Origin of the sequence: Variovorax paradoxus (genome assembly GCF_009755665.1) — a bacterium.
Taxonomy (GTDB): domain Bacteria; phylum Pseudomonadota; class Gammaproteobacteria; order Burkholderiales; family Burkholderiaceae_C; genus Variovorax; species Variovorax paradoxus_G.
The window spans coordinates 3808479-3830964 of sequence record NZ_CP046622.1 but is presented as its reverse complement, the minus strand read 5'-3'; the positions used below and the strand labels follow the sequence as shown (position 1 = coordinate 3830964).

The following is a 22486-nucleotide window of genomic DNA, read 5'->3' as shown; positions in this document are numbered from 1 at the left end:
CGCATGAGATGGACCGCATGACCGACATATCTTTCCTGAACCCGGGCGACTTCGCGAGATGAGCGACGTCATCCTCGAAACACGCCAGCTCACCAAGGAATTCAAAGGGTTCACCGCGGTCAGCAAGGTCAACCTGTCGGTGGTGCGCGGCTCCATCCATGCGCTCATCGGTCCCAACGGTGCCGGCAAGACGACCTGCTTCAACCTGCTCACCAAGTTTCTCGAGCCGACCAGCGGCACGATCCTGTTCAACGGGCAAGACATCACGGGCGAGCAGCCCGCGCAGATCGCCCGGCGCGGCATCATCCGCTCGTTCCAGATCTCGGCGGTGTTTCCGCACCTCACGCTGCTGGAGAACGTGCGCCTCGGCCTGCAGCGCGCGCTCGGCACTTCGTACCATTTCTGGAAGAGCGAAAAGACACTCACGCCGCTGGATGCACGCGCCCGCGAACTGCTGGCCGAGGTCGGCCTGGCGGACCAGGCGGACGAACTCACCGTGAACCTGCCCTACGGCCACAAGCGCGCGCTCGAAATTGCCACCACTCTGGCCATGGACCCCGAGCTGATGCTGCTCGACGAACCCACGCAGGGCATGGGCCATGAAGATGTGCACCGCGTGGCTGAACTCATCAAGCGCGTGTCGGCAGGCCGCACCATCCTCATGGTCGAGCACAACATGAGCGTGGTCTCGACCATTGCAGACACCATCACCGTGCTTCAGCGCGGCGCCGTGCTGGCCGAAGGGCCGTACGCTGAAGTCTCGAAGAATCCGCAGGTGATGGAAGCCTACATGGGCACCACCGAAGGTCAACTGCAGGGGGCGCATTGACATGACCGCCGCGCTTGAGATCAAGGACCTCCACGCCTGGTACGGCGAATCGCACGTGCTGCACGGCGTCAACATGGTGGTGCAGCCCGGCGAGGTGGTTACGCTGCTCGGGCGCAACGGCGCAGGGCGCACCAGCACGCTGCGCGCCATCATGGGCCTGACCGGCTCGCGCAAGGGCAGCATCGAAGTGAACGGCGTGCAGACCATCGGCATGGCCACGCACCGCATCGCGCACCTGGGCATCGGCTATTGCCCCGAAGAGCGCGGCATCTTCGCGAGTCTTTCGGCCGAGGAAAACCTGCTGCTGCCGCCCGCGCTCAAGGGTGCGGGGCAGGGCATGTCGGTGGCCGAAATCTACGAGATGTTTCCCAACCTGGCCGAGCGCCGCAACAGCCCGGGTACGCGGCTTTCGGGCGGCGAGCAGCAGATGCTCGCCGTGGCGCGCATCCTGCGCACCGGCGCCAAGCTGCTGCTGCTCGACGAGATTTCCGAAGGGCTGGCGCCCGTGATCGTGCAGGCCCTCGCGCGAATGATCCACACCCTGCGCGGCAAGGGCTACACCATCGTGATGGTGGAGCAGAACTTCCGCTTTGCCGCGCCGCTGGCCGACCGCTTCTACGTGATGGAGCACGGCCGCATGGTCGAGGCTTTCGGCGCCAAGGAGCTCGACGCCAAGATGCCGGTGCTCAGCGAACTGTTGGGCGTGTAGCCAAGCCCTGGCCAATTGTTTTTTCCGTTGACTCTCTCAAATCATCCAGGAGACACCATGCAAACCAAGCTCAAAATCATTGCACTCATGCTCGGCGCCGCGGGTCTTGCAAGCCATGCCGTGCAAGCGCAAGAGAAGGTCGTCATCGGCTACATCAGCGACCTGTCGGGCCTGTATGCCGACCTGGAAGGCAAGGGCGGCGCAACCGCCATCCAGATGGCCATCGACGACATGGGCGGCAAAGTGCTCGGCCAGCCGGTGGAGGTGCTGAGCGTCGACCACCAGAACAAGCCCGACATCGCCGCCTCCAAGGCCCGCGAGTGGATCGACACCGCCGGCGCCACGATGATCTTCGCTGGCACCAATTCGGGCGTGGCGCTGGCCACCGCCAAGGTCGCGCAAGAAAAGAAGCGCGTGTTCTTCACCAACGGCGCGGCCACCTCGGCGCTGACCAATGCGCAGTGCAGCCCCTACACCGTGCACTATGCCTACGACACCGTCGCGCTCGCCAAGAGCACCGGCGGCGCCGTGGTCGACACGGGTGGCAAGAGCTGGTTCTTCCTGACGGCCGACTACGCCTTCGGCCACGCACTCGAGGCAGACACCGCCAAGGTCGTCAAGGCCAAGGGCGGCTCGGTGGTGGGCACGGTGCGTGCGCCGCTCAACGCGTCGGACTTCTCGTCCTTCCTGTTGCAGGCGCAGAACTCCAAGGCCCAGGTGCTCGGCCTGGCCAATGCCGGCGGCGACTTCATCAACTCGATGAAGGCATCGAAGGAATTCGGCATCGACAAGTCGATGAAGGTCGCGGGCCTGCTGGTGTTCCTGACCGACGTGAAGAGCCTGGGCCTGCCGGCCACGCAAGGCCTGCTGCACACCACCAGCTGGTACTGGGACGCCGACGACGAGTCGCGCAAGTGGGCCGCCCGCTACGAAGCCAAGACCAAGAACAAGCCGACCGACATTCAGGCCGCCGACTACTCGGCCACCATGGCCTACCTCAAGGCCGTGGAAGCCGTGAAGAGCACCGATGCCGACAAGGTCATGGCACACCTCAAGAAGACGCCGATCAACGACTTCTACGCCAAGGGCGTGATCCGTCCCGACGGCCGCATGGTGCACGACATGCTGCTGGCCGAGGTCAAGAAGCCTTCGGAATCCAAGGGCCCATGGGACCTGCTGAAGATCGTCAAGAAGGTGCCGGGCGACCAGGTCTATACAACGAAGGAAGAAAGCACCTGCGCCCTCTGGAAGTGAATGTTGCTCGCCCCCCAGTCTTCGCGCACTGCGTGTCGCTTCGCCAACCCCCCTGACCGGGGGGCGGTCCGGCCGCTTCGGGCGGCCGTGCGCGGCGGCCCCCACGTGAAGTCATTGCTATTTTTCCGAACCTCGTCGATACGATGAACATCTCTATGCCTGCCCTGTTGAGCCAGCTCCTGTTGGGGCTGGTCAACGGGTCGTTCTACGCGATCCTGAGCCTGGGGCTGGCGGTGATCTTCGGGCTGCTCAACGTCATCAACTTCGCGCATGGCGCGCTGTTCATGATGGGGGCGGTGCTGTCGTGGATGGCGATGAACTACTTCAACGTCAACTACTGGGTCATGCTGGTGGCGGCGCCGCTCATCGTCAGTGTGTTCGGCGTGCTGATCGAGCGGCTGCTGCTGCGCTGGATCTACAAGCTCGACCACCTCTACGGCCTGTTGCTCACGCTGGGCCTCACGCTGCTGATCGAAGGCGGCTTCCGCTCGGTGTACGGCGTATCGGGCCTGGCCTACAACACGCCGGAGGCGCTGAGCGGCGGCACCAACCTCGGCTTCATGTTCCTGCCCAACTACCGCGCGTGGGTGGTCGTGGCGTCGCTGGTGGTGTGCTTTGCCACCTGGTATGCCATCGAGAAGACGCGGCTCGGCGCCTACCTGCGCGCGGGCACCGAGAACCCGCGGCTGGTCGAGGCCTTCGGCGTCAACGTGCCGTTGATGGTGACGCTGACCTACGGCTTCGGCGTGGCACTGGCCGCATTCGCGGGCGTGCTTGCCGCGCCGGTGATCCAGATCTCGCCGCTCATGGGGCAGAACCTCATCATCATCGTGTTCGCGGTGGTCGTCATCGGCGGCATGGGCTCGATCATGGGAGCCATCCTCACGGGCCTGGGGCTCGGCGTGATCGAGGGGCTGACCAAGGTGTTCTATCCGGAGGCCTCGGCCACCGTGGTGTTCGTGATCATGGTCGTGGTGCTGCTGATTCGTCCGGCCGGCCTCTTCGGCAGCGAGAAGTAAAGTCCATGAAGAAAATATCGCTCGTCGTCTACGGGGTGCTGCTGCTGGCGCTCATCGCCGCACCTTTCATCGGCTTCTACCCCGTGTTCGTGATGAAGGTGCTGTGCTTCGCACTGTTCGCCTGCGCCTTCAACCTGCTGCTGGGCTACACCGGCATGCTGTCTTTCGGCCACGCCGCGTTCCTGGGCGGCTCGGCCTATCTCACCGGCCATGCGCTGAAGGTCTGGCATCTCACACCCGAACTCGGTCTCATTGCCGGCACGCTGGCCGGTGCGCTGCTTGGGCTGGTGTTCGGCTGGCTGGCCATTCGCCGCCAGGGCATCTACTTCTCGATGATCACGCTGGCGCTGGCGCAGATGATGTATTTCGTCGCGCTGCAGGCACCCTTCACCGGCGGCGAAGACGGCCTGCAGAGCGTGCCACGCGGCAAGCTGTTCGGCCTCATCGATCTGCGCGACGACCTGACGATGTACTACGTGGCGCTGGTCATCGTCGTCGCGGCCTTCCTGCTCATTGCGCGCACGGTGCATTCGCCCTTCGGGCAGGTGCTCAAGGGCATCAAGGAAAACGAGCCTCGCGCCATTTCGCTCGGCTACGACGTCAACCGCTTCAAGCTGCTGGCTTTCGTGATCTCGGCCGCGCTGTCGGGCCTGGCCGGCTCGTTGAAAACGCTGGTGCTCGGCTTCGCTTCGCTCAGCGACGTGCACTGGACCGCCTCGGGCCACGTGATCCTGATGACCCTGGTGGGCGGCCTCGGCACGCTCTCGGGCCCGCTGGTGGGTTCGGCCGTGGTGGTGCTGCTGGAGAACAAGGTCGGCGACTTCGGCACCTTCATGGCGCGCCTCACGGGCGTCGACTGGTTCAACACGCTCGGCGAATCGGTGACCATGGTCACCGGCCTGATCTTCGTGATCTGCGTGCTGGCGTTCCGCAAGGGCATCATGGGCGAAGTCATCGCCTTCATCGACCGCCGAAAAGGCAAGGCTCGATGAAACGAAAAAAGGCGGACCCTGTCCGCCTTTTTCGTTTCTGGGGCGGGAAGCCCTCTCAGGGCAGCGCCGTGATGCGGTTGGCCGTGGGTGGTGCCAGCGGGCTGTTCTCCTTGATGTAGGCCTCCAGGGCATCCACGTCCTGGTCGCCGCCCAGCGTGTCCGTGCCCTGGTTGAAGACCGTGAAGTTGTCTCCGCCGGTCGCCAGAAAGCTGTTCATCGTCACGCGGTAGCTCGCGCCGTCGGTCATCGCGGTGCCGTTGAGTGCCATGTTGCTGATGCGCGAGCCTGCGGGTGCCGACAGGCTGTAGCTGTAGCTCAGGCTGCGCGAAGGCAGCAGCACCCTCGGCGCGGCGACCGTGTTGGTGCCGCTGTTGAACTGCTGCTCGAGCAGCGCCTTGATCTGCGCGCCCGTCATCGTCTTCACCACCAGGCTGTTGCCGAAGGGCTGCACGCTGAAGAGCTGCCCATAGGTCACGCTGCTGTCGTTGGCCGGCACGAGGTCGGCTCGCACGCCGCCCGGGTTCATGAAGGCGATTTGCGCGCCGCCCTTGTTGCTGGGGCTGGTCGCATCGAGCTGCGCATCCGCAATCAGGTTGCCGAGCACGCTTTCGCGCGATGCCGTCTGCGTGCGCGTGGCCGGGCCCGAGAGGGTGCCCACCACCCGCTGCACCAGCGGCGCCGCAACGGAAAGGTACTGGCTGATGAGCGCGGCCACTTCCTGGTTCTTGCCGAACACCGGGTAGTGGTCGGTCACCGGCACCGTGTTGGCACCGCTGGTATAGGCCTCGCCCTGGACGATCACGTTGTCGGCCGACTTGGCCCTGACCTTGCGCGTGCGCGTGTCGATCGTCAGGTTGATGTCGGTCAGCAAAGTGCCGTACTGGCCGGCGCTCGTCAGCAGGAAGGGCTTGGCCGGGTTGGTCTTGCTGTAGTCGCAGATGTACGAGCGGTGCGTATGGCCCGAGATCACCACGTCCACGGCCGCATCGAGCTTGTTGAGAATCGGCAAGATGTCGCCGCTCAGCCCCGCGCAGCTCTTGTCGTTGTAGCCGACGGTGGTCGTGGCCCCTTCGTGCACCACGACGACGATGGCGTCCGCGCCCTCGGCCTTCAGCTGCGGAATCAGCGCGTTGGCCGTGTCTGCCTCGTCCTTGAAACTCAGGCCCGCAACGCCGGCCGGCGTCACGATGCTCGGCGTGCCCTTGAGCGTCATGCCGATGAACGCCACCTTCACCGTGGCGCCGTCCTTGGTGAAGGTCTTCATGCCCGTGGCGGGGAAGAGCGTATTGCCGTCGGTCTTCACGGTGTTGGCCGCCAGGAACCCGAAGTTGGCGCCTGGAAAGGCCTTGTTGACCCGGCACGGCTCCAGCGGCGTGTTCTTGGCGCAGCCACCGTTCTTCATGCGCAGGAGTTCGGTCTGGCCCTTGTCGAACTCATGATTGCCGACCGCGTTGAAGTCGATCTTCATCGCGTTGACGGCTTCGATGGTCGGCTCGTCGAGGAACAGGGCCGACACCAGCGGCGAGGCGCCGATCATGTCGCCGGCAGAAACCACGGCGTTGTTCTCGTTCTTGGCCTTGAGCGATGCAATGGCCGACGCCATGTACGCGGCGCCGCCCGCCGGCACCGGCACCGTGCCGCCGCCGCTGGCCGCGGCGGTGATGGAAAGCCTGGGCGGCTCGAGGTTGCCGTGCAGGTCGTTGAAGGCGATCAGCTTCACGTCCACGCTGCCGGGCCTTGCCGCAGCAGGCGGCGGCGCCGGAGGAGCGGGCGCCGGTGCCGGCGGCGGGAGAAACGGAATGAAGCCGTTCGAATCGTTGCTGCCGCCGCAGGCGGACAACGTGGCCAGGACAACTCCCGCCATGGCGAGATGTTTCAGCGATGCAGGCATGCGCCTCTCCTCTTTTAGATGAAATGCAGCGCATGCTGGACAAGGCAGATGACGTCGCCATGACCGCTGGCGCAGCGCAGCGCACATCGCACGCTCAAGAGAGCGGAATGAGGCGGATGGTTACGCCGGGGCCGAAGGCGCGTTGCAGCAATTGCCTGGCTTGCATGCTGCGATCGTCATTCGGCGATTGCACGGCGAGCCATGCGTCGGTGGCGTGCCGCTGCAGGTGCCAGCCCTCTTGCCCAAGGCGGATGAGGCTGGCGAGCGACGCGGCATCCGGGACGGGCAGCGCCGCGGGCGCGATGTCCAGCCAGTCCACTACCTGGTTGGCTTCTCCGCCGAGCCGTGCGGTCGCGCCCTCCACCAGCACCTGTTGCGTCGCCGCATCCGTCACAGCGCCCTGGAGGATGATGCCGTTGCCGTGCCAGCGGATTTCAAGCAGCGCGCTCGTTGCCGGTGATGCGGATCGCGTGGCCGCGAACACCCACGCGGCGCCCGCGGCAGCCATTACAACCATCAGCAGCGCGATGAGCCGGAGTCTTCTGTTCATTCAAGCCTTGGTGCACGTTCAAGCGTGCGGTGTCGGAGGCCGAGTTCAGGGCCTCGGCATGACGGCTTGATGACAGACGCGCGCTGAGCGGCCTCAGAGCCGCAGCGGTGCGGCGTAGCCGGTCATCTCCAGGTAGCCCCGGCCGACCCGGCGGCCTTGTGCATCGAGCAGGTCGCTCACGCCTTCCCAGTACACCCCGCCTGTGGAGCCGCGGCTGTCGAGCTCCTGGTCGTCGAGCAGGGCGCGCACCTCGAAGCTTCCCGACGGGGTCTGCACGCGCCACCGGGTCGGGTACTTGGCCTGCGTGCGCGGGCTGGTCCACGCATCAGCACCGTCGAAGCGCACCTCGTCGTTGCTGAAAACGCGCAGCGCACCGTCGCGTGCGCGAAACGAACCGCCAGCCCACAGCGCACTGCCGTCGCGGCGCCGCAGGCGAAAGGCGGTGAGGGCGCTGCCGTCGTCCAGGTTCATGCCGATCCAGTCCCAGCCCACGGCCTCGGGATGCATCAGCGCCTCGCTCCATTCGTGGTCGAGCCAGGCCGTTCCATCGACATCGAAGGCCTGGCCCTTGAGCGTGAGCCGCCCTTGCGTCTTGAGCTGCGGTTCGCTGTAGTAATAGCTTGCCTGTGCTTCTTCGGGGCCCTTGCGCGAGAGCCCCGCCTTGCCTTGCAGCAGCACCGGCTGGGTGGGCGCAAAGCGGAGGTCTAGCGTGAATTCGCCCGCAGGCACGCGGGCGGAATAGCTGCCGTCCTTGCGCACGAGCGACCAGTCGCGCAGGCGCACCTCGGTGTCGGCTTCGCTGGCCGACGCAACGCCGAACCCCGCCCGCGCAATGCGCTGGTCATGCAGCAGCACGCGGCCTTCGAGGTCTGTGACCGCGGCGTGCGCAAACACGAGGTTCTTGGCCGCGAACGCCGAGCGCATGCCCTGCGCGGCATCGACGCGCGAGCGAAAGAACGTCACCTGAAAACCGAACTCGCGCCCCGCCGAAGTTCTTGCGTGGCCAGTGATGTACCACCACTCGGTGCGCAGGTCGGGGTGGCTGCCGAAGTCGCGCGGAAACTGCAGGGTGCGCTCGGGCAGCGCCCAGCTTGCGGGCGCTGCGGCCAGCGCCGCAAGCAGCAGGCTGCGGCGCGAGAGCTTGCAGAAGGCCGGCGCAGGCATCACTGCGCAACCAGCGCGTCGATGCGCCGCTGTGCCGGGCCCACGTCGCCGAAGGCGCTCTGCACCCACGCAGCGTCGTGATAGCTCGGCAGATAGCGCTCGCCCGCATCGCAGAGCAGCGAAAGAATGGAGCCCTGTTGGCCCGCCGCACGCATCTCGCGGGCTATGGCCAGCATGCCGACAAAGTTGGTGCCGGTCGACGGTCCGACCTTGCGCCCCAGCAGCGCAGAGAGCGCAAGCATGGCGGCCACCGAATCGAGGTTGGGCACTTCGATCATTCGGTCGACCAGCGTGCGGACGAAGCTCGGCTCCACCCGTGGCCGGCCGATGCCTTCGATGCGCGAACCCGCCGCCGTCAGCGTTGCATCGCCCGTGCGGTGATAGGCCGAGAACACCGAGCCTTCGGGGTCGGGCACGCACACCTGCGTGTCGTGGCAGCGAAAGCGTACATAGCGCCCGATGGTGGCGCTGGTGCCGCCGGTGCCCGCGCCCACCACGATCCATGCCGGCACCGGATGCCGCTCGCGTGCCATCTGCTGGAACATGCTCTCGGCGATGTTGTTGTTGCCGCGCCAGTCGGTCGCGCGCTCGGCATAGGTGAACTGGTCCATGTAGTGGCCGCCGGTCTGCTCGGCGACCGCGCGCGCCTCTTCATAGACCTGCGCTGCATGATCGACGAAGTGGCAACGCGCACCGTAGAAGGCGATTTGCGCCACCTTCTCGGGCGAGGTGCTGCGCGGCATCACCGCAATGAAGGGCAGGCCCAGCAGCCGCGCGAAGTAGGCTTCGCTCACCGCGGTGGAGCCGCTCGAGGCCTCGACGATGGTCGTGCCTTCGCGCACCCATCCGTTGCACAGCGCATAGAGAAAGAGCGAACGTGCGAGCCTGTGCTTGAGGCTGCCGGTCGGGTGGGTCGACTCATCCTTCAGGTACAGGTCAATGCCGGCCGCGGCAAGCGAGGGCAGCGGCAGCGGAATCAGGTGCGTGTCGGCGCTGCGCTGGTAGTCGGCTTCGATGCGGCGTATGGCAGAGCCGAGCCAGCCGCCGCATGAGATGGAGGAGGGTGTTTGCTGCATGTAGGAGGAAGTCTACAAGTCATCTCTCGCAGTACCCAGCGGATATGCAAATCGGGATACTGTGCGCTGCCAAGTTCCACCCGGCAGGAGACAAGACGCATGAGAACAAGACACCTGCGCCCCACGTCGCGGCGCTCGTTAGGCCAAAGGCATTCCATCGGCGCCGCAGCGCTCGCAGCCCTCGTGCTTGCGGGCTGCGCGTCGGGGCCTCCGGGTGTGCAGACACCGCCTCGCGCGCCATCGTCCTTTGCCGTGCCCGGCCTCGAGAAGCCGGCCGAGGTGCTGGTCGACCGCTGGGGCGTGCCGCATCTTTATGCCGGCACGCTGTACGACGCGTTCGTTGCGCAGGGCTTCATTGCCGCACGCGACCGGCTCTGGCAGATGGACCTCTGGCGCAAGCGCGGCCTCGGCGAAATGGCCAAGGACTTCGGCCCCGCATGGGTCGACAGCGACCGTGCCGCGCGCGCCGTGCTCTATCGCGGCGACATGTACCGCGAGTGGCTGGCCTATGGCTCCGATGCCAAGCGCGTGGCCGAGGCCTTTACCGCGGGCGTCAACGCCTACGTTGCGCAGGTGCGCGCGCAGCCGGCGCTGCTGCCGACCGAATTCGCATTGCTGGGCTACCAGCCGGCCGTGTGGTCACCTGAAGACGTGGTGCGCATCCGGCACCACGGCCTCACGCTCAATTTCACTTCCGAGATCGACCGTGCCCGCGCCTTCTGCGCCGGCAGCGAAGGCATCAAAGCCGACTGGCTCCGCCGCGAGCTGGATCCGCCGGTCACGCCGCAGGTGCCGCCTGGCTTCGATCCCTGCACCATTCCGGCAGCCGAGTTGCGTGCCGCCTACCTGCGCGCCACCGAGTCGCCGCGCTTCACCAAGGAGAACACGCGGCTGGCGGGCGCTTCGGCTGCTGCGGTGGCCGCAAAGGCCGACGATGAAGAAGACAAGCAACAGGCCATGCAAGGCGACCCCACGGCCGCCTATGGCAGCAACAACTGGGTGATCGCGCCACAGCTCACCTCCACAGGAAGGCCCATCCTCGCCAACGATCCGCACCGCGCCCATGGCGCGCCAAGCCTGCGCTACATGACGCATCTGAGCGCGCCGGGCATGGACGCCATCGGCGCGGGCGAGCCCTTTCTACCGGGCCTTTCCATCGGCCACAACGGGACCATCGCATTCGGCCTCACGCGCTTCTACATGGACCAGGAAGACCTGTACGTGTACCAGCTGAACCCGCAGAACCCGAACGAGTACCGCTACCAGGGCCGATGGGAGCCGATGACGAGCGTGACCGAGCGCATTGCGGTGCGTGGCGAGAGCGCGCCGCGCGAGGTGGTCAACACCTTCACCCGCCACGGCCCGGTGCTGCTGTCCGAGCCCGGCAAGCAGCGTGCCTTCGCATTGCGTGCGGCGTGGCTCGAGCCCGGCATGGCGCCGTACTTCGGTTCGATGGACTACATGCGCGCGCAGAACTGGGACCAGTTCCGCGCCGCGATGAACCGCTGGGGCGCACCCGGCGAGAACCAGGTCTATGCCGACCGCAATGGCAACGTCGGCTGGATGCCGGGCGGGCTCACACCCATTAGGCCCAACTGGGACGGCCTCATGCCCGTGCCGGGCGACGGCCGCTACGAGTGGTCGGGCTTTCGCAATGGCGATGAGCTGCCTTCGGAGTTCAACCCCGCGCGCGGCTATGTGGTGACCGCAAACGAAAACAACATTCCGCCCGATCATCCGGCTGCGAAGAAAGGCATCGGCTACGAGTGGAGCGACGCGGCCCGTTCGCGCCGCCTCAAGGAGCTGTTCGCCGCAAAGGCGGCCGCGGGCTCGCGCTTCACCATCGAGGACTCGGAACGCATGCAGAACGACATCGTCGCGACGCCCGCGCAGCGGCTGCTGAAGCTCCTGGCCGGCTTGCGCAGCGACGATGCGCAAACCGCGGCCGCCCTGCGCCTGCTGCAGGGTTGGGACGGCACCATGCACCGCGACAGCGCCGCCGCTGCGCTCTACGAAGTGTGGAGCAGCAAGACCCTTCGCGCCGCCGTACTCAAGGCCGGGGCCGGCGACGCCGCTGCATCGCTGGCCGCGCCCGGCGACAACACGCGCATGGTGCTGCTGCTCGAGAACCCGTCAGGCTGGGTCAGCGATGCGCAGCGCAACGCCTTGCTGCTGCAGACCTTGCCGCCGGCAATGCAGGAGCTCACCGCCAAGCTCGGGCCTGACATGACTGGCTGGAAGTGGGGTGCGCTGCATCGTGCGGAGTTCCGCCATCCGCTCGGCGGCGTGGTCGATGCGGCTACCCGCAAGAAGCTGGAGGTTGGCGACTGGCCGATGTCTGGTTCCGCCTTCACGCCGATGGCTGCGAGCTACCGTGCCAGCGACTACAGGCTGACATCGGGGGCTTCGTTCCGGATGGTGCTGGACGTGGGCAACTGGGATGCCTCGCGGGTGATCAATACGCCGGGGCAGTCGGGGAATCCAGACAGCCCGAACTACCGGGATCTTGCGCCGTTGTGGCTTGAGGGGAAGTACGTGCCGCTTGTGTATAGCCGGGGGGCTGTGGAGAGGGAGACTGTGGAGCGGGTTCTTTTGGTACCTGTTGGGCGGTAGTTTGGTTTCGGGGCCGGGATTCCGCCCGGCGGCGGACTCACTTTCTTTTGCTTCGCCAAAAGAAAGTAAGCAAAGAAAAGGCGACCCCACTGTCTGCGACCCTCCGCTTCGCTGCGGGCAACCTGCGGTGCTCGGTTTTCGCGGGGTCTCGCAGAACTCGCTTCGCTCAAACAGCTGCGAGCCCTGATCCGCGAAACCCTCCGCTCCTCGGCGCATACAGAGGGGCTTGGAAACCGAACGGGCCTTTGCTTCGCTCGGCCACCAGGCCACCGCAGGCGCTGCGCGCCTGCGGTGGCTGGCATTGGCTATCGGTATTGAGTTGGGCTGTTGGTATTGGGGCCGAGCGAAGCGAAGGCCGCCCGCTCCCACCCCCCTTCTGTATGCGCCGAGGAGCGCAGATGGAGGCGGGATCAGGGCCGCAGCTGTCTGAGCGAAGCGAGTTCTGCGGACCCCCGCCGGAGTCGAGCACCGCAGGTTTCCCCGCAGCGCAGCGCAGGGGACGCAGACAGTAGGGGTCGCCTTTCTTTGCTTACTTTCTTTGGCGAAGCAAAGAAAGTGAGTCGCCCGCCGGGGCGAGACCCGGCCTCGGGAAAAAAACCAGGCCCGCCATCGGCAAGCAAACCAACGCCCTTTACCAGTCCTCTTTCACCGCGAGCACCACGTCCTTGCCCGCCGCGGCCCGTCCCGCCAGCCAGGCGGTGACAGTGCCGGCCACCACCACCGCGCCGCACAGCACCACCAGCCTCCCCCAAGGCACCAGCAAATCCATGGTCCAGTGAAAGCTCTGCGGATTCACCACCTTCACCAGCACCACCGAAACCGCCAACCCCAGCAAGAGCCCCGCCACGGCACCAATGGCCGTCCACGCCGCGCCTTCACCCGCCACCACCGCCAGCACCTGCCGCCGCGTGAATCCCAGGTGCGCGAGCAGCCCGAACTCCTTGCGCCTTGCCAGCACCTGCGCGCTGAAGCTCGCCGCAATGCCGAAGAGCCCGATGGCAATCGCCACCGCCTGCAGCCAGTAGGTCACCGCAAAGCTGCGGTCGAAGATGCGCAGCGAGGTCGCGCGGATCTGCCCGACCGATGAAATCTCGATGCTCGAACCGGAGCCGTCAATTCCGCTCGGCTGGCGCGCCGCCAATTCGCGAACGGCGGCCTGAACCGCGCCCTCCGATGCGCCCGGCGCAAGCCACAGCGACACGTCGCTCACTTCGCGCTCGCCCGTCAGGCGTTCGAAATCACGCGCATCCATGGTGATGGCGCCGAACTGACGCGCGTAGTCGCGCCACACGCCTGCCACGAAGACCGCAGCCGGCGCAGACCCGCTGGTGCCCAGCGCATTCGAGAGCGGCGCAAACAGCGCGCCCGGCTTGGCGCCATACAGCTCCACCATCGGTTCGCTCACGTAGATGCCGATCTGCCCGGCAGGTACCGGCAGCGAAAGGCCCACCAGCGGCAGTGCCTGCGCGGCGCCACCCTCGAGGCTTCGCGCGATCAGCGTGACGGCGGGTTGCGCAGGGTCCAGCTGCAACGAGCGGGTGCGCAGCGTGCCGGTGCGTTCCACGCCGGGCAGTTGTGCCAGCGCCTGCACGAAGGCCGCAGAAAACGTGGCGGTATCGCTGCTGCTCTGGGTGCCCGAATTCGCGGAGCGGCCGCTCGACGTGGCGCGAAGATAAAGGTCGGCCGGCAGCACCACGTCGAGCCAACGCGTCACTGAATCGCGAAAGCTTGCGACCATGACCGTGAGTGCAACTGCGAGGCTCAGGCTCGCGACCACGCCACTGACCGCCACGGCTGCGGTGCCGCGCATGCGCCTTGCGCGCTCGATGGCCAGCATCGGCAGCACGCGCTGCGCAAACGCGGGTGCAACGCGGTCGTACAGCAGCGCAATCAGCCAGGGCAATGCGGTGATGCCGCCCACCAGCAGGCAACCCACCGAAAGATATGCCGCCACCGGAATGCCTCCGACGGCCGGCATGTTGGCCAATGCCGCGCTTGCGGCAATAAGGCCGAGCGCGAGCCAATGGCTTTTGCTTTGGACCGGCGCGGCGCCCAGGCCCTTGAGCGTTTGCGCCTCGGGCAGCGCCTGTGCCGCGCGCGCGGGCCACCAGCCGCCCACCAGCGCCGCAAGCACGCCGAGCCCGCCGTACAGGAGGGCCGAGCCGCCGCTCCAGTGCAGCGTGGGCGCCACGCCCTGGAAATAGCCGCCGCCCAGGTCACCGCCCAGCACGCGCAGCGCGAAAGCCGCGAGCGCCGTGCCCAGCGCCAGCCCGGCGGCGCTTCCTATCAGGCCAAGCACGAACGACTCCGCCAGCACCAGCCGGAGCCGCTCGCGCGGCGTCAGGCCCAGCACGCCGAGCAGAGCGAACTGCTGTGCGCGCTTGGCAACGCTGAGCGCCAGCACCGAGAACACCAGGAACGCGCCGGTAAAAAGCGCCACCAGCGCCAGCACCGTCAGGTTGACGCGGTAGGCGCGCGAGAGATTGCTCACGCGTTCGGCAGCATCGCCGGGCTCTGCAAACTGCAAGCCCGCGGGCCAGCCTGGGGCGCGCTGCAGCGATGCGATGAAGGCCGCCCGGTCTGTGCCAGGAGCAAGCCTCAAGTCGACGCGGCTGAGCTGGCCCGCTTTGTCGAACAGGTCTTGCGCAGCCCCGATATCCATCACGGCGAGCGCGGTGCCGGTGGCGGCGACATGGCCCGCCACTTCGAGCCGTTGCCAGGCGCCGCCGCTGCGCAATTCCACCGTCTCGGCACGGTCTTCGGCCGCCTGTGCGGGCAGGCCCAGCACATTGCGCGCCGCGGCGTTCAGAAACACATGGCCCGGCACCAGTATCGCGAAGCGATCGGCATTCTTGCGGGGCTGCGGCATCAGCGCCGGTGCAATGGCCGGCAAGGCCAGCGCGTCGACGCCGATCACGCGAATCGGCACTTGTCGTTCGCCGGCCAATGCGAGGCCCTGGAACTCGAGCACCGGGCTCGCCAGCGTCACCTGCGGATGCTGCGCGAGGCGCCCGAACACCGCTTCATCGAAGCTGCCCTGCACGGCGCGCACTTCGAGGTCCGGCTGGCCGTTGACCGACCTTACGGCGCTCGAGAACTCGTCGAGGGCCGACGCGTTGATCAGCTGCACCGAGAACGCGAGCGCCACGCCCAGCATCACGGCCAATACGGCCGCGGCGTTGCGCCAGGGGTGGTGGCGCAGTTCCTGCCATGAGAAGGTGGTGAGCAAGGCGCGCATGCCGCCATTGTGGCCGCGCGCAGAAAAATCAGAGCCGCTCGGACGTCCCGTTGAGATACGCGCGCACCGCCGCGCTCGTGCTCAGGCCGATCGCGCGATCGAAGGCCTGGCGCGCGGCAGCACGGGCGCCGCCTGCCGAGAGCAGGTGGCCGCGCGCCGCCCAGAAGGGCTGGTAGCTCGCTACCTCGCCGGCCGCAATGGCGTCGAGCGCCTGCAGGCCGACGTCGTGGCCGCGCGCTTTGGCGAGGGCGCAGGCGCGGCTCACCTGGGCGCCCAGGCTGGGGCGCAGCGCCAGCAGGTTGTCGTACAGCGCAACCATTGCTTCGGGCGCCACCGGCGCGCCGACGCGGCGCTCGCAATGGGCCGACTGGATGGCGGCCTCCAGTTGGCAGGCGCCGGAAATATTCCTGCTCGACGCTTGCCGCAGGTGCTGCTCGGCCTGTGCAAGCAGGTCCGGATCCCAGCGCGCCGTGTCCTGCTGGTCGAGCGGTACATAGGCGCCGGCATCGTTGAGCCGCGCCCCCGCCCGGCTCTGGCAGAACAGCATCAGAGCGAGAAGGCCCAGCGGCTCGGGCTCGTTCGGCATCAGTGCGCACAGCGTGCGGCCGAGCTCGATGGCTTCGGCGGCAAGGCCGCGGGGCAGGGTGTCCGCGCCATCGACGTCGTCCCAGCCGTTGCCGTAGGCGGCATGGATGCCTTGGAGCACGTCCTGCAAGCGCAGCGGCAGTTCGCGTGCTTCGGGATACTCGAAAGAAATGCCCGCGCTGCGGATGCGCGCCTTGGCTCGCACCAGCCGCTGGCCGAGCGTGGAAGGCGAAGTGAGGAACGCCCCCGCCATGCGGGCTGCATCGAGCCCGAGCACAACCTGCAGCATGAGCGGCGCGCGGGCGGTGGCGTCGATGGCCGGATGCGCGCAGACGAAGAGCAGCCGCAGGCGCTCGTCCGGCACGGCGGTGCCGTCGACCGTGCCCACATCGACCTCGCCGGCCAGCAGCAGCAGGGCCTGCGCGGCGGCGTCCTGGATGCGGCTGTGGCGCCAGGCGTCGAGCTTGCGGTGCCGCGCCACGCTCAGCAGCCAGGCGTCCGGCTGCTCGGGAATGCCGTCGGCGGGCCAGCGTTCGAGAGCCCGTGCAAAGGCTTGCGCGAGTGCGTTTTCCGATGCGGCGATGTCATGCGTGCGCGCTGAAAGAATCGCGAGCAACCGCCCATACGATTCACGCGCCGCCCGCTCGGCGGCTCGGGGAGCCGCCAGTTCGTTCACGGTGCGCCCGGAGTTCCAGTTGCACAGAAGCTGAATTGCATGGTGTTTCTCCGTCGAGGACAAGCTCGCCGAGCAAGATTGCTCACCACAATGACGGCTCGCAGCCAGTCATTTCGACATGCGTACTGCATGCCGAACAATTAATTCTTTCCCTAAAAATGCGCCGGCGCAATGGCAAAAGCCAAGGGCCGCGCGCGGATGAAATCCGCGGATCCGCTAGGCCGCCTGAGCATGCGTGGAGGGCGCAAACATGGCCTCCAGCTCGGCGCGAAGCTGGTAGGCATGGGTCGATGTGTCCATGGCCACGTCGGCCCAGCAAAGGCTCTGGCCTTTCTTCACCGCGCGCACCAGCTTGACGTTGTGCGCGAGCCCGAGCGGCAGGCCGCCCAGCCGCATGGAGCGCTCGGCCGGCAGCAGCTTGCCCCAGACGGTGTAGCCGCCTTCGCCGTCGAGCGTTTCGCCGGGCGCGAGGTCGCGCTTGGCGGTGGCGACCACGTCGGCGTTCCAGCAGGTGGCAACGCCCGTAGGCTCGCCGCGCAAGGCCACGCTTGCCACCGACATGCCGACCTCCAGGCCGATGAGGTGCCAGCGCTTGTAGAGCGTGAAGTAGCGGCCGCTCGGGTCGGTGTGTGCGTTGTATTCCTCGAAGCAGTTCTTGATGTAGTCGGTCTCGGCCTCGACCGTGACCCACACGCCCATGCGGATGTCGTAGGGAATCTTTCGCCCATTGGCTTCGAGCGATGAAATCACCTCGACCATGCCCTTGCGCTCCAGCACGCCGCCTTCGCTCTGCGGGCGTGTGACGAACGGGATGTCTTCCACGCTCGCGGGCGGGTAGAGCAGGCCGTCCGAAGGCACCGTGAGGCCGGTGGCATTGGCCACGGCCGAGCTTTCTATCGAAGGCTTGGAGCCGTCGAGAAAGCTGTTGAACATTTTCGGGTTGAGCCCGCCGCGCCGCGCCTGTTCGGGCGTGAGGCCGTAGTTGCCCCACACGGTTTCCGGCGTCGATTCGGTGAAGTGCGGCAGCCACTTGTGGCCGCGTCCGGCAGCCACCACGGGAAAGCCGCAGGTGCGCGCCCAGTCCACCAGGTCGCAGATGAGCGCGGGCTGGTCGCCGAAGGCCAGCGAATAGATCACACTCGCCTGCTGCGCCTTGCGCGCGAGCAGCGGCCCGCAGAAGGCGTCGGCTTCAACGGTCACGTTCACCACGTGCTTGCCGTGCGCAAAGGCATCCAGGCAATGGTCGACCGCCGCCACCGGATTGCCGGTGCACTCGACCACGATGTCGATGGAAGGCTCGCGCGTCACCGCTTGCCAGTCGTCGGTAATCCATGTGCTGCCGGTCTTCAGCGCTTGCTGCACCGAGTCCGCTGCGGTGCGCTCGGCCTGCCAGCCGACCCGTTCGAGGTTGGCGCGTGCGGCGGCGGGCGAGAGGTCGGCAATGGCAACCAGCTGCACGCCGGGCGTGCGCGGAATCTGCGCGAGATACATCGAGCCGAACTTGCCGGCGCCGATCAGGCCGATACGGATGGGGCGGCCTTCGGCGGCGCGCTGCTGCAGGCGGGTGTAGAGGCTCATGAGATCAGGCCTCCACGGCGTCGAGAGTTTCGAGCGAAGTCTGCAGCGCGCTTTCGGGCAGGCCGTTCTTCCACGGCACCTCGACCGGGTAGGGCTTCAGCAGGCAATCGTCGGGCAGCATTTCGATGGGCGTGAAGTCCCGGTGCGCGATGTACTCGGGCCGCTTGTGGCGCCGGATATGGTTGCTGACGGCGCACAGGCTCAGGTACACGGCCACGCGGTTGAAAGGCGAAAGGTTGCTGCCCGATGCATGCACGAGGCAGCTGTGGAAGAGGATCATCGAACCGGCGGGGCCCTTGGGCGAGACGATGCCACCCTGCTTGCCGCCGGCACGGTCTACCAGTTGGCGGATCAGGTCGTTGTCGACCGTCCAGAGCGGGTAGCTCGTGGTCGTGAGGTCATGCTTCGCATCGACCACGCCCTTGCGGTGGCTGCCCGGAATGAACATCAGCGGGCCGTTGTGCTCGTTCACGTCGTCCAGAAAAATGGCGACGTTCATCGCACGCTCGGTGGGCATCAGGTCGTCGTTGAGCCAGGTGCCGTAGTCCTGGTGCCACTGCCACACGTCGCCTTCGAAGGCCATCTTGCCGTTGATCTTGAACTGGTGCATGTAGACCTGTTCTTCGAACAGATCCATCACCGGCTCCACCATGCGCGGATGCCGCGCCAGCCGGGCGAAGGGCTCGCTGATCAGGTGCGCGGCAAAGTTCGTGCGCACGGCATCCGAGCCCTTTTCGCGCACGTTGAAGGCTTCGCGCCGGCTGTAGAGCTCGGGCACCGCATCGGTCAACACCTTTGTCTCTTCGGGTGAAAAATGGCCGGGGAAGAACAGGTAGCCGTCGCGCTCGAATTGCGCGCGCTGGTCGGGGCTCAACTTCATGCCTTGTCTCCTTTGCGGTGGTTGGTGTGATGGGTGGGCGATGCGCTGCGCGCCAGCTGCTGCGCGAGCCGCTGGCTCAACGCTTCGCTGGCTTGCGCAACATGCTCCTCGCTCAACTGCGCGGCACGTTGTGCGTTGCCAGCGGCAATGGCGTCGGCAATGGCCTGGTGCTCGTCCCATAGCGATTCGCGCTGCGGCTCGGCCTGCAGCACCGCACCCATGGCGCGGCGCAGGTGGCGCCAATGCTGGCCGGCGCTCTGGCCGATGAGCGGATTGCCGGACGCCTTGTAGATGGCCTCATGAAAAGCCATGTCGGCGTCGATCATGGCTTCGACATTGCGCCCGCGTGCTGCGCGCCGGCCGCGCTCCATCAATTTGGGGTCGATGCGAAAGCGCTGGCCCGCCGCCAGCCGTGCGGCCAGCACGTCGAGTGCGCCGCGCACCTGGTAGACCTTGCGCATCCACTCGGCATCGAGCGGCGCCACCAGTACGCCCCGGCCCGGGGCATCGAGCACGAAGCCGTCTTTCTTGAGCAAACGCAGCGCCTGCAGCACCGGCTGGCGCGACACCGAGAGGCGCTGCGCAATGTCTTCCTGCGTGATGCGTTCGCCCGGCGCGAGCGAACCGCTGCTGATGGCGCCGAGAAGGGCGCGGTAGACCTGGTCGACGAGGTCGGGCGAGGCTTCGATGCTGACGAGGTGGGCTGGCATGGATCGTCTTTCTCTGAACTCTGTATACAGAGTACAAAGCTGCGGGCCCGGCGTATCCCGGGTTTTTACCCATCGGCCCTGCAAAAAAACGTAAGCCGCCGCTAAGCTCGGCGCATGCAACTACCCACCTACGACGACGTCATTGCCGCGGCCGCGCGGCTCGAAGGCCACGCCCATCGCACGCCTCTGCTGCGTTCGACCACTGCCGACGAGCAATGGGGCGCCCGGTTCTTCTTCAAGTGCGAGAACTTCCAGCGCATGGGCGCCTTCAAGTTTCGCGGCGCCTTCAATGCGCTCTCGAAATTCGACGCTACGCAGCGCAAGGGTGGCGTGATCGCGTTTTCTTCGGGCAACCACGCGCAGGCGATTGCGCTCTCGGCGCGGTTGTTGTCAATGCCCGCGGTGATCGTCATGCCCAAGGACGCACCCGCCGCGAAGGTGGCGGCCACAAAGGGCTACGGCGCCGAAGTGGTGATGTACGACCGTTTCACGGAAGACCGCGAGGCGCTGACCAGGCGGCTCGCGCAGGAGCGCGGCATGACGATGATTCCGCCCTACGACCACCCCGACGTGCTCACGGGGCAGGGCACGGCGGTGAAGGAGCTGATCGAGGAAACCGGTCCGCTCGACCACCTGTTCGTGTGTTTGGGGGGCGGCGGGCTGCTGTCGGGCTCGGCGTTGTCGGCACGTGCGCTGGCGCCCGGTTGCAAGGTCTACGGTGTGGAGCCCGAAGCCGGCAACGACGGCCAGCAATCGTTCCAAGCGGGAAAGATCGTGCACATCGAAACGCCCAAGACCATTGCCGACGGCGCGCAGACGCAGCATCTGGGCGAATACACCTTCGGCATCATCAAGCGCGACGTGAACGACATCTTCACCGTGACGGACGACCAGCTCGTCGAAGCGATGCGCTTCTTTGCGGAGCGCATGAAGATGGTGGTGGAGCCGACGGGTTGCCTTGCGTTTGCGGGCGCCATCGCGGCACGCGAGGCCATCGCGGGGCAGCGGGTCGGCATCGTGATCAGCGGCGGCAATGTCGACCTGTCGCGCTACGCGGCCTTGCTCGCCTAGCTCACTCGCTCAGGCGCGGATTCCTTCGGCGGTCAGGTGCAGCAGCCGGTCCGCGCGGGCCGCGGCGCTTTCGGAGTGCGTGACCAGTACCAGCGAGGCGCCGTGTTCACGCGTCTGGCCGATGAGCAGCTCCATCACCTTGGCCGCGGTGGTCGGATCGAGATTGCCCGTGGGCTCGTCGGCCAGCAGCAGGGCGGGGCGGTGCACCAGTGCGCGCGCAATGGCCACGCGCTGCAGCTGCCCGCCTGAAAGCGTTTGCGGCAGCCGCGCGCCCATGCCGGGCAGGCCGACCGCATCGAGCATGTGCACTACACGGTTTGCATCGCGCTGCTGGCCGAGCAGCATCAGCGGCAGCGACACGTTCTGCGCCACGTCCAGGTGCGGCAGCACGTGAAAGGCCTGGAACACGAAGCCGACATGACGGCGGCGCCAGAGCGCGCAGGCCTCGCCGTCGAGTGCGCCGATGTCGGTTCCCTCGTGCGTGACGGTGCCAGCGTCCCAGTTGTCGAGCCCGGCCATGCAGTTGAGCAGCGTCGACTTGCCCACGCCCGATTCGCCCACGATGGCGACGAACTCGCCGGGCTCGACGGTGAGCGTCACGTTCTCGAAGACGGGCACGTCGCCGTAGTGCTTGGCAAGATTGGAGATGCGCAATGTCATGCGGCGGTTGCAATGCGTTGAACGGCGGTGCGCACCGCGTCGGGCGCGTCGCAGGCAATGACGGTGCGCTCAGGCATGCTGCGCAGCCAGGTGATCTGCCGCTTGGCCAACTGGCGCGTGGCCGCAATGCCGCGCTCGCGCAGCTCGGCCATGGCCTTGGCGTCGGGCCTCTCGTCGCCGCAGGCATCGAGCATTTCCCACGCTTGCCGATAGCCCACGCAGCGCATCGACGGAAGCTCTGTCGACAAATCGCCGCGCGCGCGCAGTGCCTTGACCTCGTCGAGAAAGCCGGCGGCAAACATGGCGTCGAAGCGATCGGCAATGCGCGCGTGCAGCCAGGCGCGGTCGGCGGGCTCGAGCGAAAAGAGCGCGCCGCCGGCCAGGCCTTTTGCGGCCTTGTTTTCACCCGCATGAAAGCTGGACAACGGCTGTCCGCTGCTTTCCCACACTTCGAGTGCACGCTGGATGCGCTGGCTGTCTTGCGGCGCAAGGCGTGCGGCCGTGGCGGGGTCGACCTCGGCCAGCCGCGCATGCATGGCGGGCCAGCCGAGCGCCGCGGCTTCGGCGTCGATGCGTGACCGCACTGCCGCATCGGCTGCGGGCATGGCGTCGATGCCGTCGAACAATGCCTTGAAGTACAGCATGGTGCCGCCCACCAGAAGCGGCAGGGCGCCGCGTCCGCGGATCTCTTCGACGAGCCGCGTCGCGTCGGCCACGAAAGCCGCCGCACTGTAGCTTTCGGCCGGGTCGCGAATATCGATGAGGTGGTGCGGCACGCTGGCTTGTTCGGCCTGGCTCGGCTTGGCCGTGCCGATGTCCATGCCGCGATAGATCAGGGCGGAATCGACGCTGATGATTTCGACAGGCCGCAGTTGCGCCACCGCGAGCGCCACGGCGGTCTTGCCGGAGGCCGTGGGCCCCGCGAGGGCGATGTATTTCAGTTTTTCAGGAAGGCCGGAATCGGCAACGGAGGGCGGCATAAGCGCCCGAG

The 22486-nt window shown here is 66.8% G+C and carries 18 protein-coding genes; 7 read left to right on the top strand and 11 right to left on the bottom strand.

Annotation, left to right across the window (positions count from 1 at the left end; translation table 11 throughout):
- Positions 1-58: 58 nt before the first annotated feature.
- The 5 genes from GOQ09_RS17820 to GOQ09_RS17800 all read left to right on the top strand — a co-directional run bounded on the left by GOQ09_RS17820 (position 59) and on the right by GOQ09_RS17800 (position 4803).
- Positions 59-829, top strand: coding sequence for an ABC transporter ATP-binding protein (locus tag GOQ09_RS17820; protein WP_157614729.1), 771 nt, complete (start codon positions 59-61; stop codon positions 827-829).
- Position 830: 1 nt separating this feature from the next.
- A complete protein-coding gene (locus GOQ09_RS17815) occupies positions 831-1538 on the top strand; it encodes an ABC transporter ATP-binding protein (protein ID WP_126749713.1) in 708 nt (235 codons plus the stop codon).
- 57 nt (positions 1539-1595) lie between these two features.
- Positions 1596-2792, top strand: a complete 1197-nt coding sequence (locus GOQ09_RS17810) for an ABC transporter substrate-binding protein (RefSeq protein WP_157614728.1) — start codon at positions 1596-1598, stop codon at positions 2790-2792.
- 143 nt (positions 2793-2935) lie between these two features.
- Positions 2936-3811 (top strand): branched-chain amino acid ABC transporter permease, encoded by an 876-nt coding sequence (locus GOQ09_RS17805; RefSeq protein ID WP_157614727.1) that lies wholly within the window; start codon positions 2936-2938, stop codon positions 3809-3811.
- A gap of 5 nt (positions 3812-3816) precedes the next feature.
- Positions 3817-4803: a branched-chain amino acid ABC transporter permease gene (locus GOQ09_RS17800; protein WP_157614726.1), complete on the top strand. Its 987-nt coding sequence runs from the start codon at positions 3817-3819 to the stop codon at positions 4801-4803.
- Between the two features lie 55 nt (positions 4804-4858).
- Here the strand turns inward: GOQ09_RS17800 and GOQ09_RS17795 are convergent, their stop codons facing one another.
- From GOQ09_RS17795 to GOQ09_RS17780, 4 genes are all read right to left on the bottom strand, one after another.
- Complete coding sequence (locus tag GOQ09_RS17795) at positions 4859-6694, bottom strand: bifunctional metallophosphatase/5'-nucleotidase (RefSeq protein ID WP_157614725.1); 1836 nt, start codon at positions 6692-6694, stop codon at positions 4859-4861.
- Between the two features lie 94 nt (positions 6695-6788).
- Positions 6789-7244 (bottom strand): hypothetical protein, encoded by a 456-nt coding sequence (locus tag GOQ09_RS17790; RefSeq protein ID WP_157614724.1) that lies wholly within the window; start codon positions 7242-7244, stop codon positions 6789-6791.
- Between the two features lie 93 nt (positions 7245-7337).
- Positions 7338-8408, bottom strand: coding sequence for a carotenoid 1,2-hydratase (locus tag GOQ09_RS17785; RefSeq protein ID WP_207309975.1), 1071 nt, complete (start codon positions 8406-8408; stop codon positions 7338-7340).
- On the bottom strand, positions 8408-9484 hold the full coding sequence (locus GOQ09_RS17780) for a PLP-dependent cysteine synthase family protein (RefSeq protein ID WP_157614722.1): 1077 nt from the start codon (positions 9482-9484) through the stop codon (positions 8408-8410). The genes GOQ09_RS17785 and GOQ09_RS17780 overlap by 1 nt, the downstream gene beginning before the upstream one ends.
- Before the next feature lie 99 nt (positions 9485-9583).
- Here GOQ09_RS17780 and GOQ09_RS17775 point away from each other — a divergent pair, with 99 nt between their 5' ends.
- Entirely contained in the window at positions 9584-12097 is a 2514-nt protein-coding gene (locus GOQ09_RS17775; protein WP_157614721.1) for a penicillin acylase family protein, read from the top strand.
- A 631-nt stretch (positions 12098-12728) separates the two neighbouring features.
- Here GOQ09_RS17775 and GOQ09_RS17770 read toward each other — a convergent pair.
- The 5 genes from GOQ09_RS17770 to GOQ09_RS17750 form a co-directional block, all read right to left on the bottom strand.
- On the bottom strand, positions 12729-15335 hold the full coding sequence (locus tag GOQ09_RS17770) for an FtsX-like permease family protein (RefSeq protein WP_157614720.1): 2607 nt from the start codon (positions 15333-15335) through the stop codon (positions 12729-12731).
- 28 nt (positions 15336-15363) lie between these two features.
- Positions 15364-16596, bottom strand: coding sequence for an RNA polymerase sigma factor (locus tag GOQ09_RS17765; protein ID WP_157614719.1), 1233 nt, complete (start codon positions 16594-16596; stop codon positions 15364-15366).
- A 216-nt stretch (positions 16597-16812) separates the two neighbouring features.
- Positions 16813-18174, bottom strand: coding sequence for an NAD(P)H-dependent oxidoreductase (locus GOQ09_RS17760; RefSeq protein WP_157614718.1), 1362 nt, complete (start codon positions 18172-18174; stop codon positions 16813-16815).
- Between the two features lie 4 nt (positions 18175-18178).
- Positions 18179-19054, bottom strand: a complete 876-nt coding sequence (locus GOQ09_RS17755) for a phytanoyl-CoA dioxygenase family protein (RefSeq protein WP_157614717.1) — start codon at positions 19052-19054, stop codon at positions 18179-18181.
- Positions 19051-19764: a GntR family transcriptional regulator gene (locus GOQ09_RS17750; RefSeq protein ID WP_157614716.1), complete on the bottom strand. Its 714-nt coding sequence runs from the start codon at positions 19762-19764 to the stop codon at positions 19051-19053. Before GOQ09_RS17750 ends, GOQ09_RS17755 begins: the two co-directional genes overlap by 4 nt.
- Positions 19765-19878: 114 nt before the next feature.
- Between GOQ09_RS17750 and GOQ09_RS17745 the strand changes: the two genes are divergently transcribed.
- The gene (locus GOQ09_RS17745; protein ID WP_157614715.1) at positions 19879-20835 is read left to right on the top strand and encodes a threo-3-hydroxy-L-aspartate ammonia-lyase; all 957 of its coding nucleotides are present in this window, start codon (positions 19879-19881) and stop codon (positions 20833-20835) included.
- A 9-nt stretch (positions 20836-20844) separates the two neighbouring features.
- Here the strand turns inward: GOQ09_RS17745 and GOQ09_RS17740 are convergent, their stop codons facing one another.
- Complete coding sequence (locus GOQ09_RS17740; RefSeq protein WP_157614714.1) at positions 20845-21495, bottom strand: ABC transporter ATP-binding protein; 651 nt, start codon at positions 21493-21495, stop codon at positions 20845-20847.
- Positions 21492-22475, bottom strand: coding sequence for a tRNA (adenosine(37)-N6)-dimethylallyltransferase MiaA (gene miaA / locus GOQ09_RS17735; protein ID WP_157614713.1), 984 nt, complete (start codon positions 22473-22475; stop codon positions 21492-21494). Before miaA ends, GOQ09_RS17740 begins: the two co-directional genes overlap by 4 nt.
- Between the last annotated feature and the right edge of the window lie 11 nt (positions 22476-22486).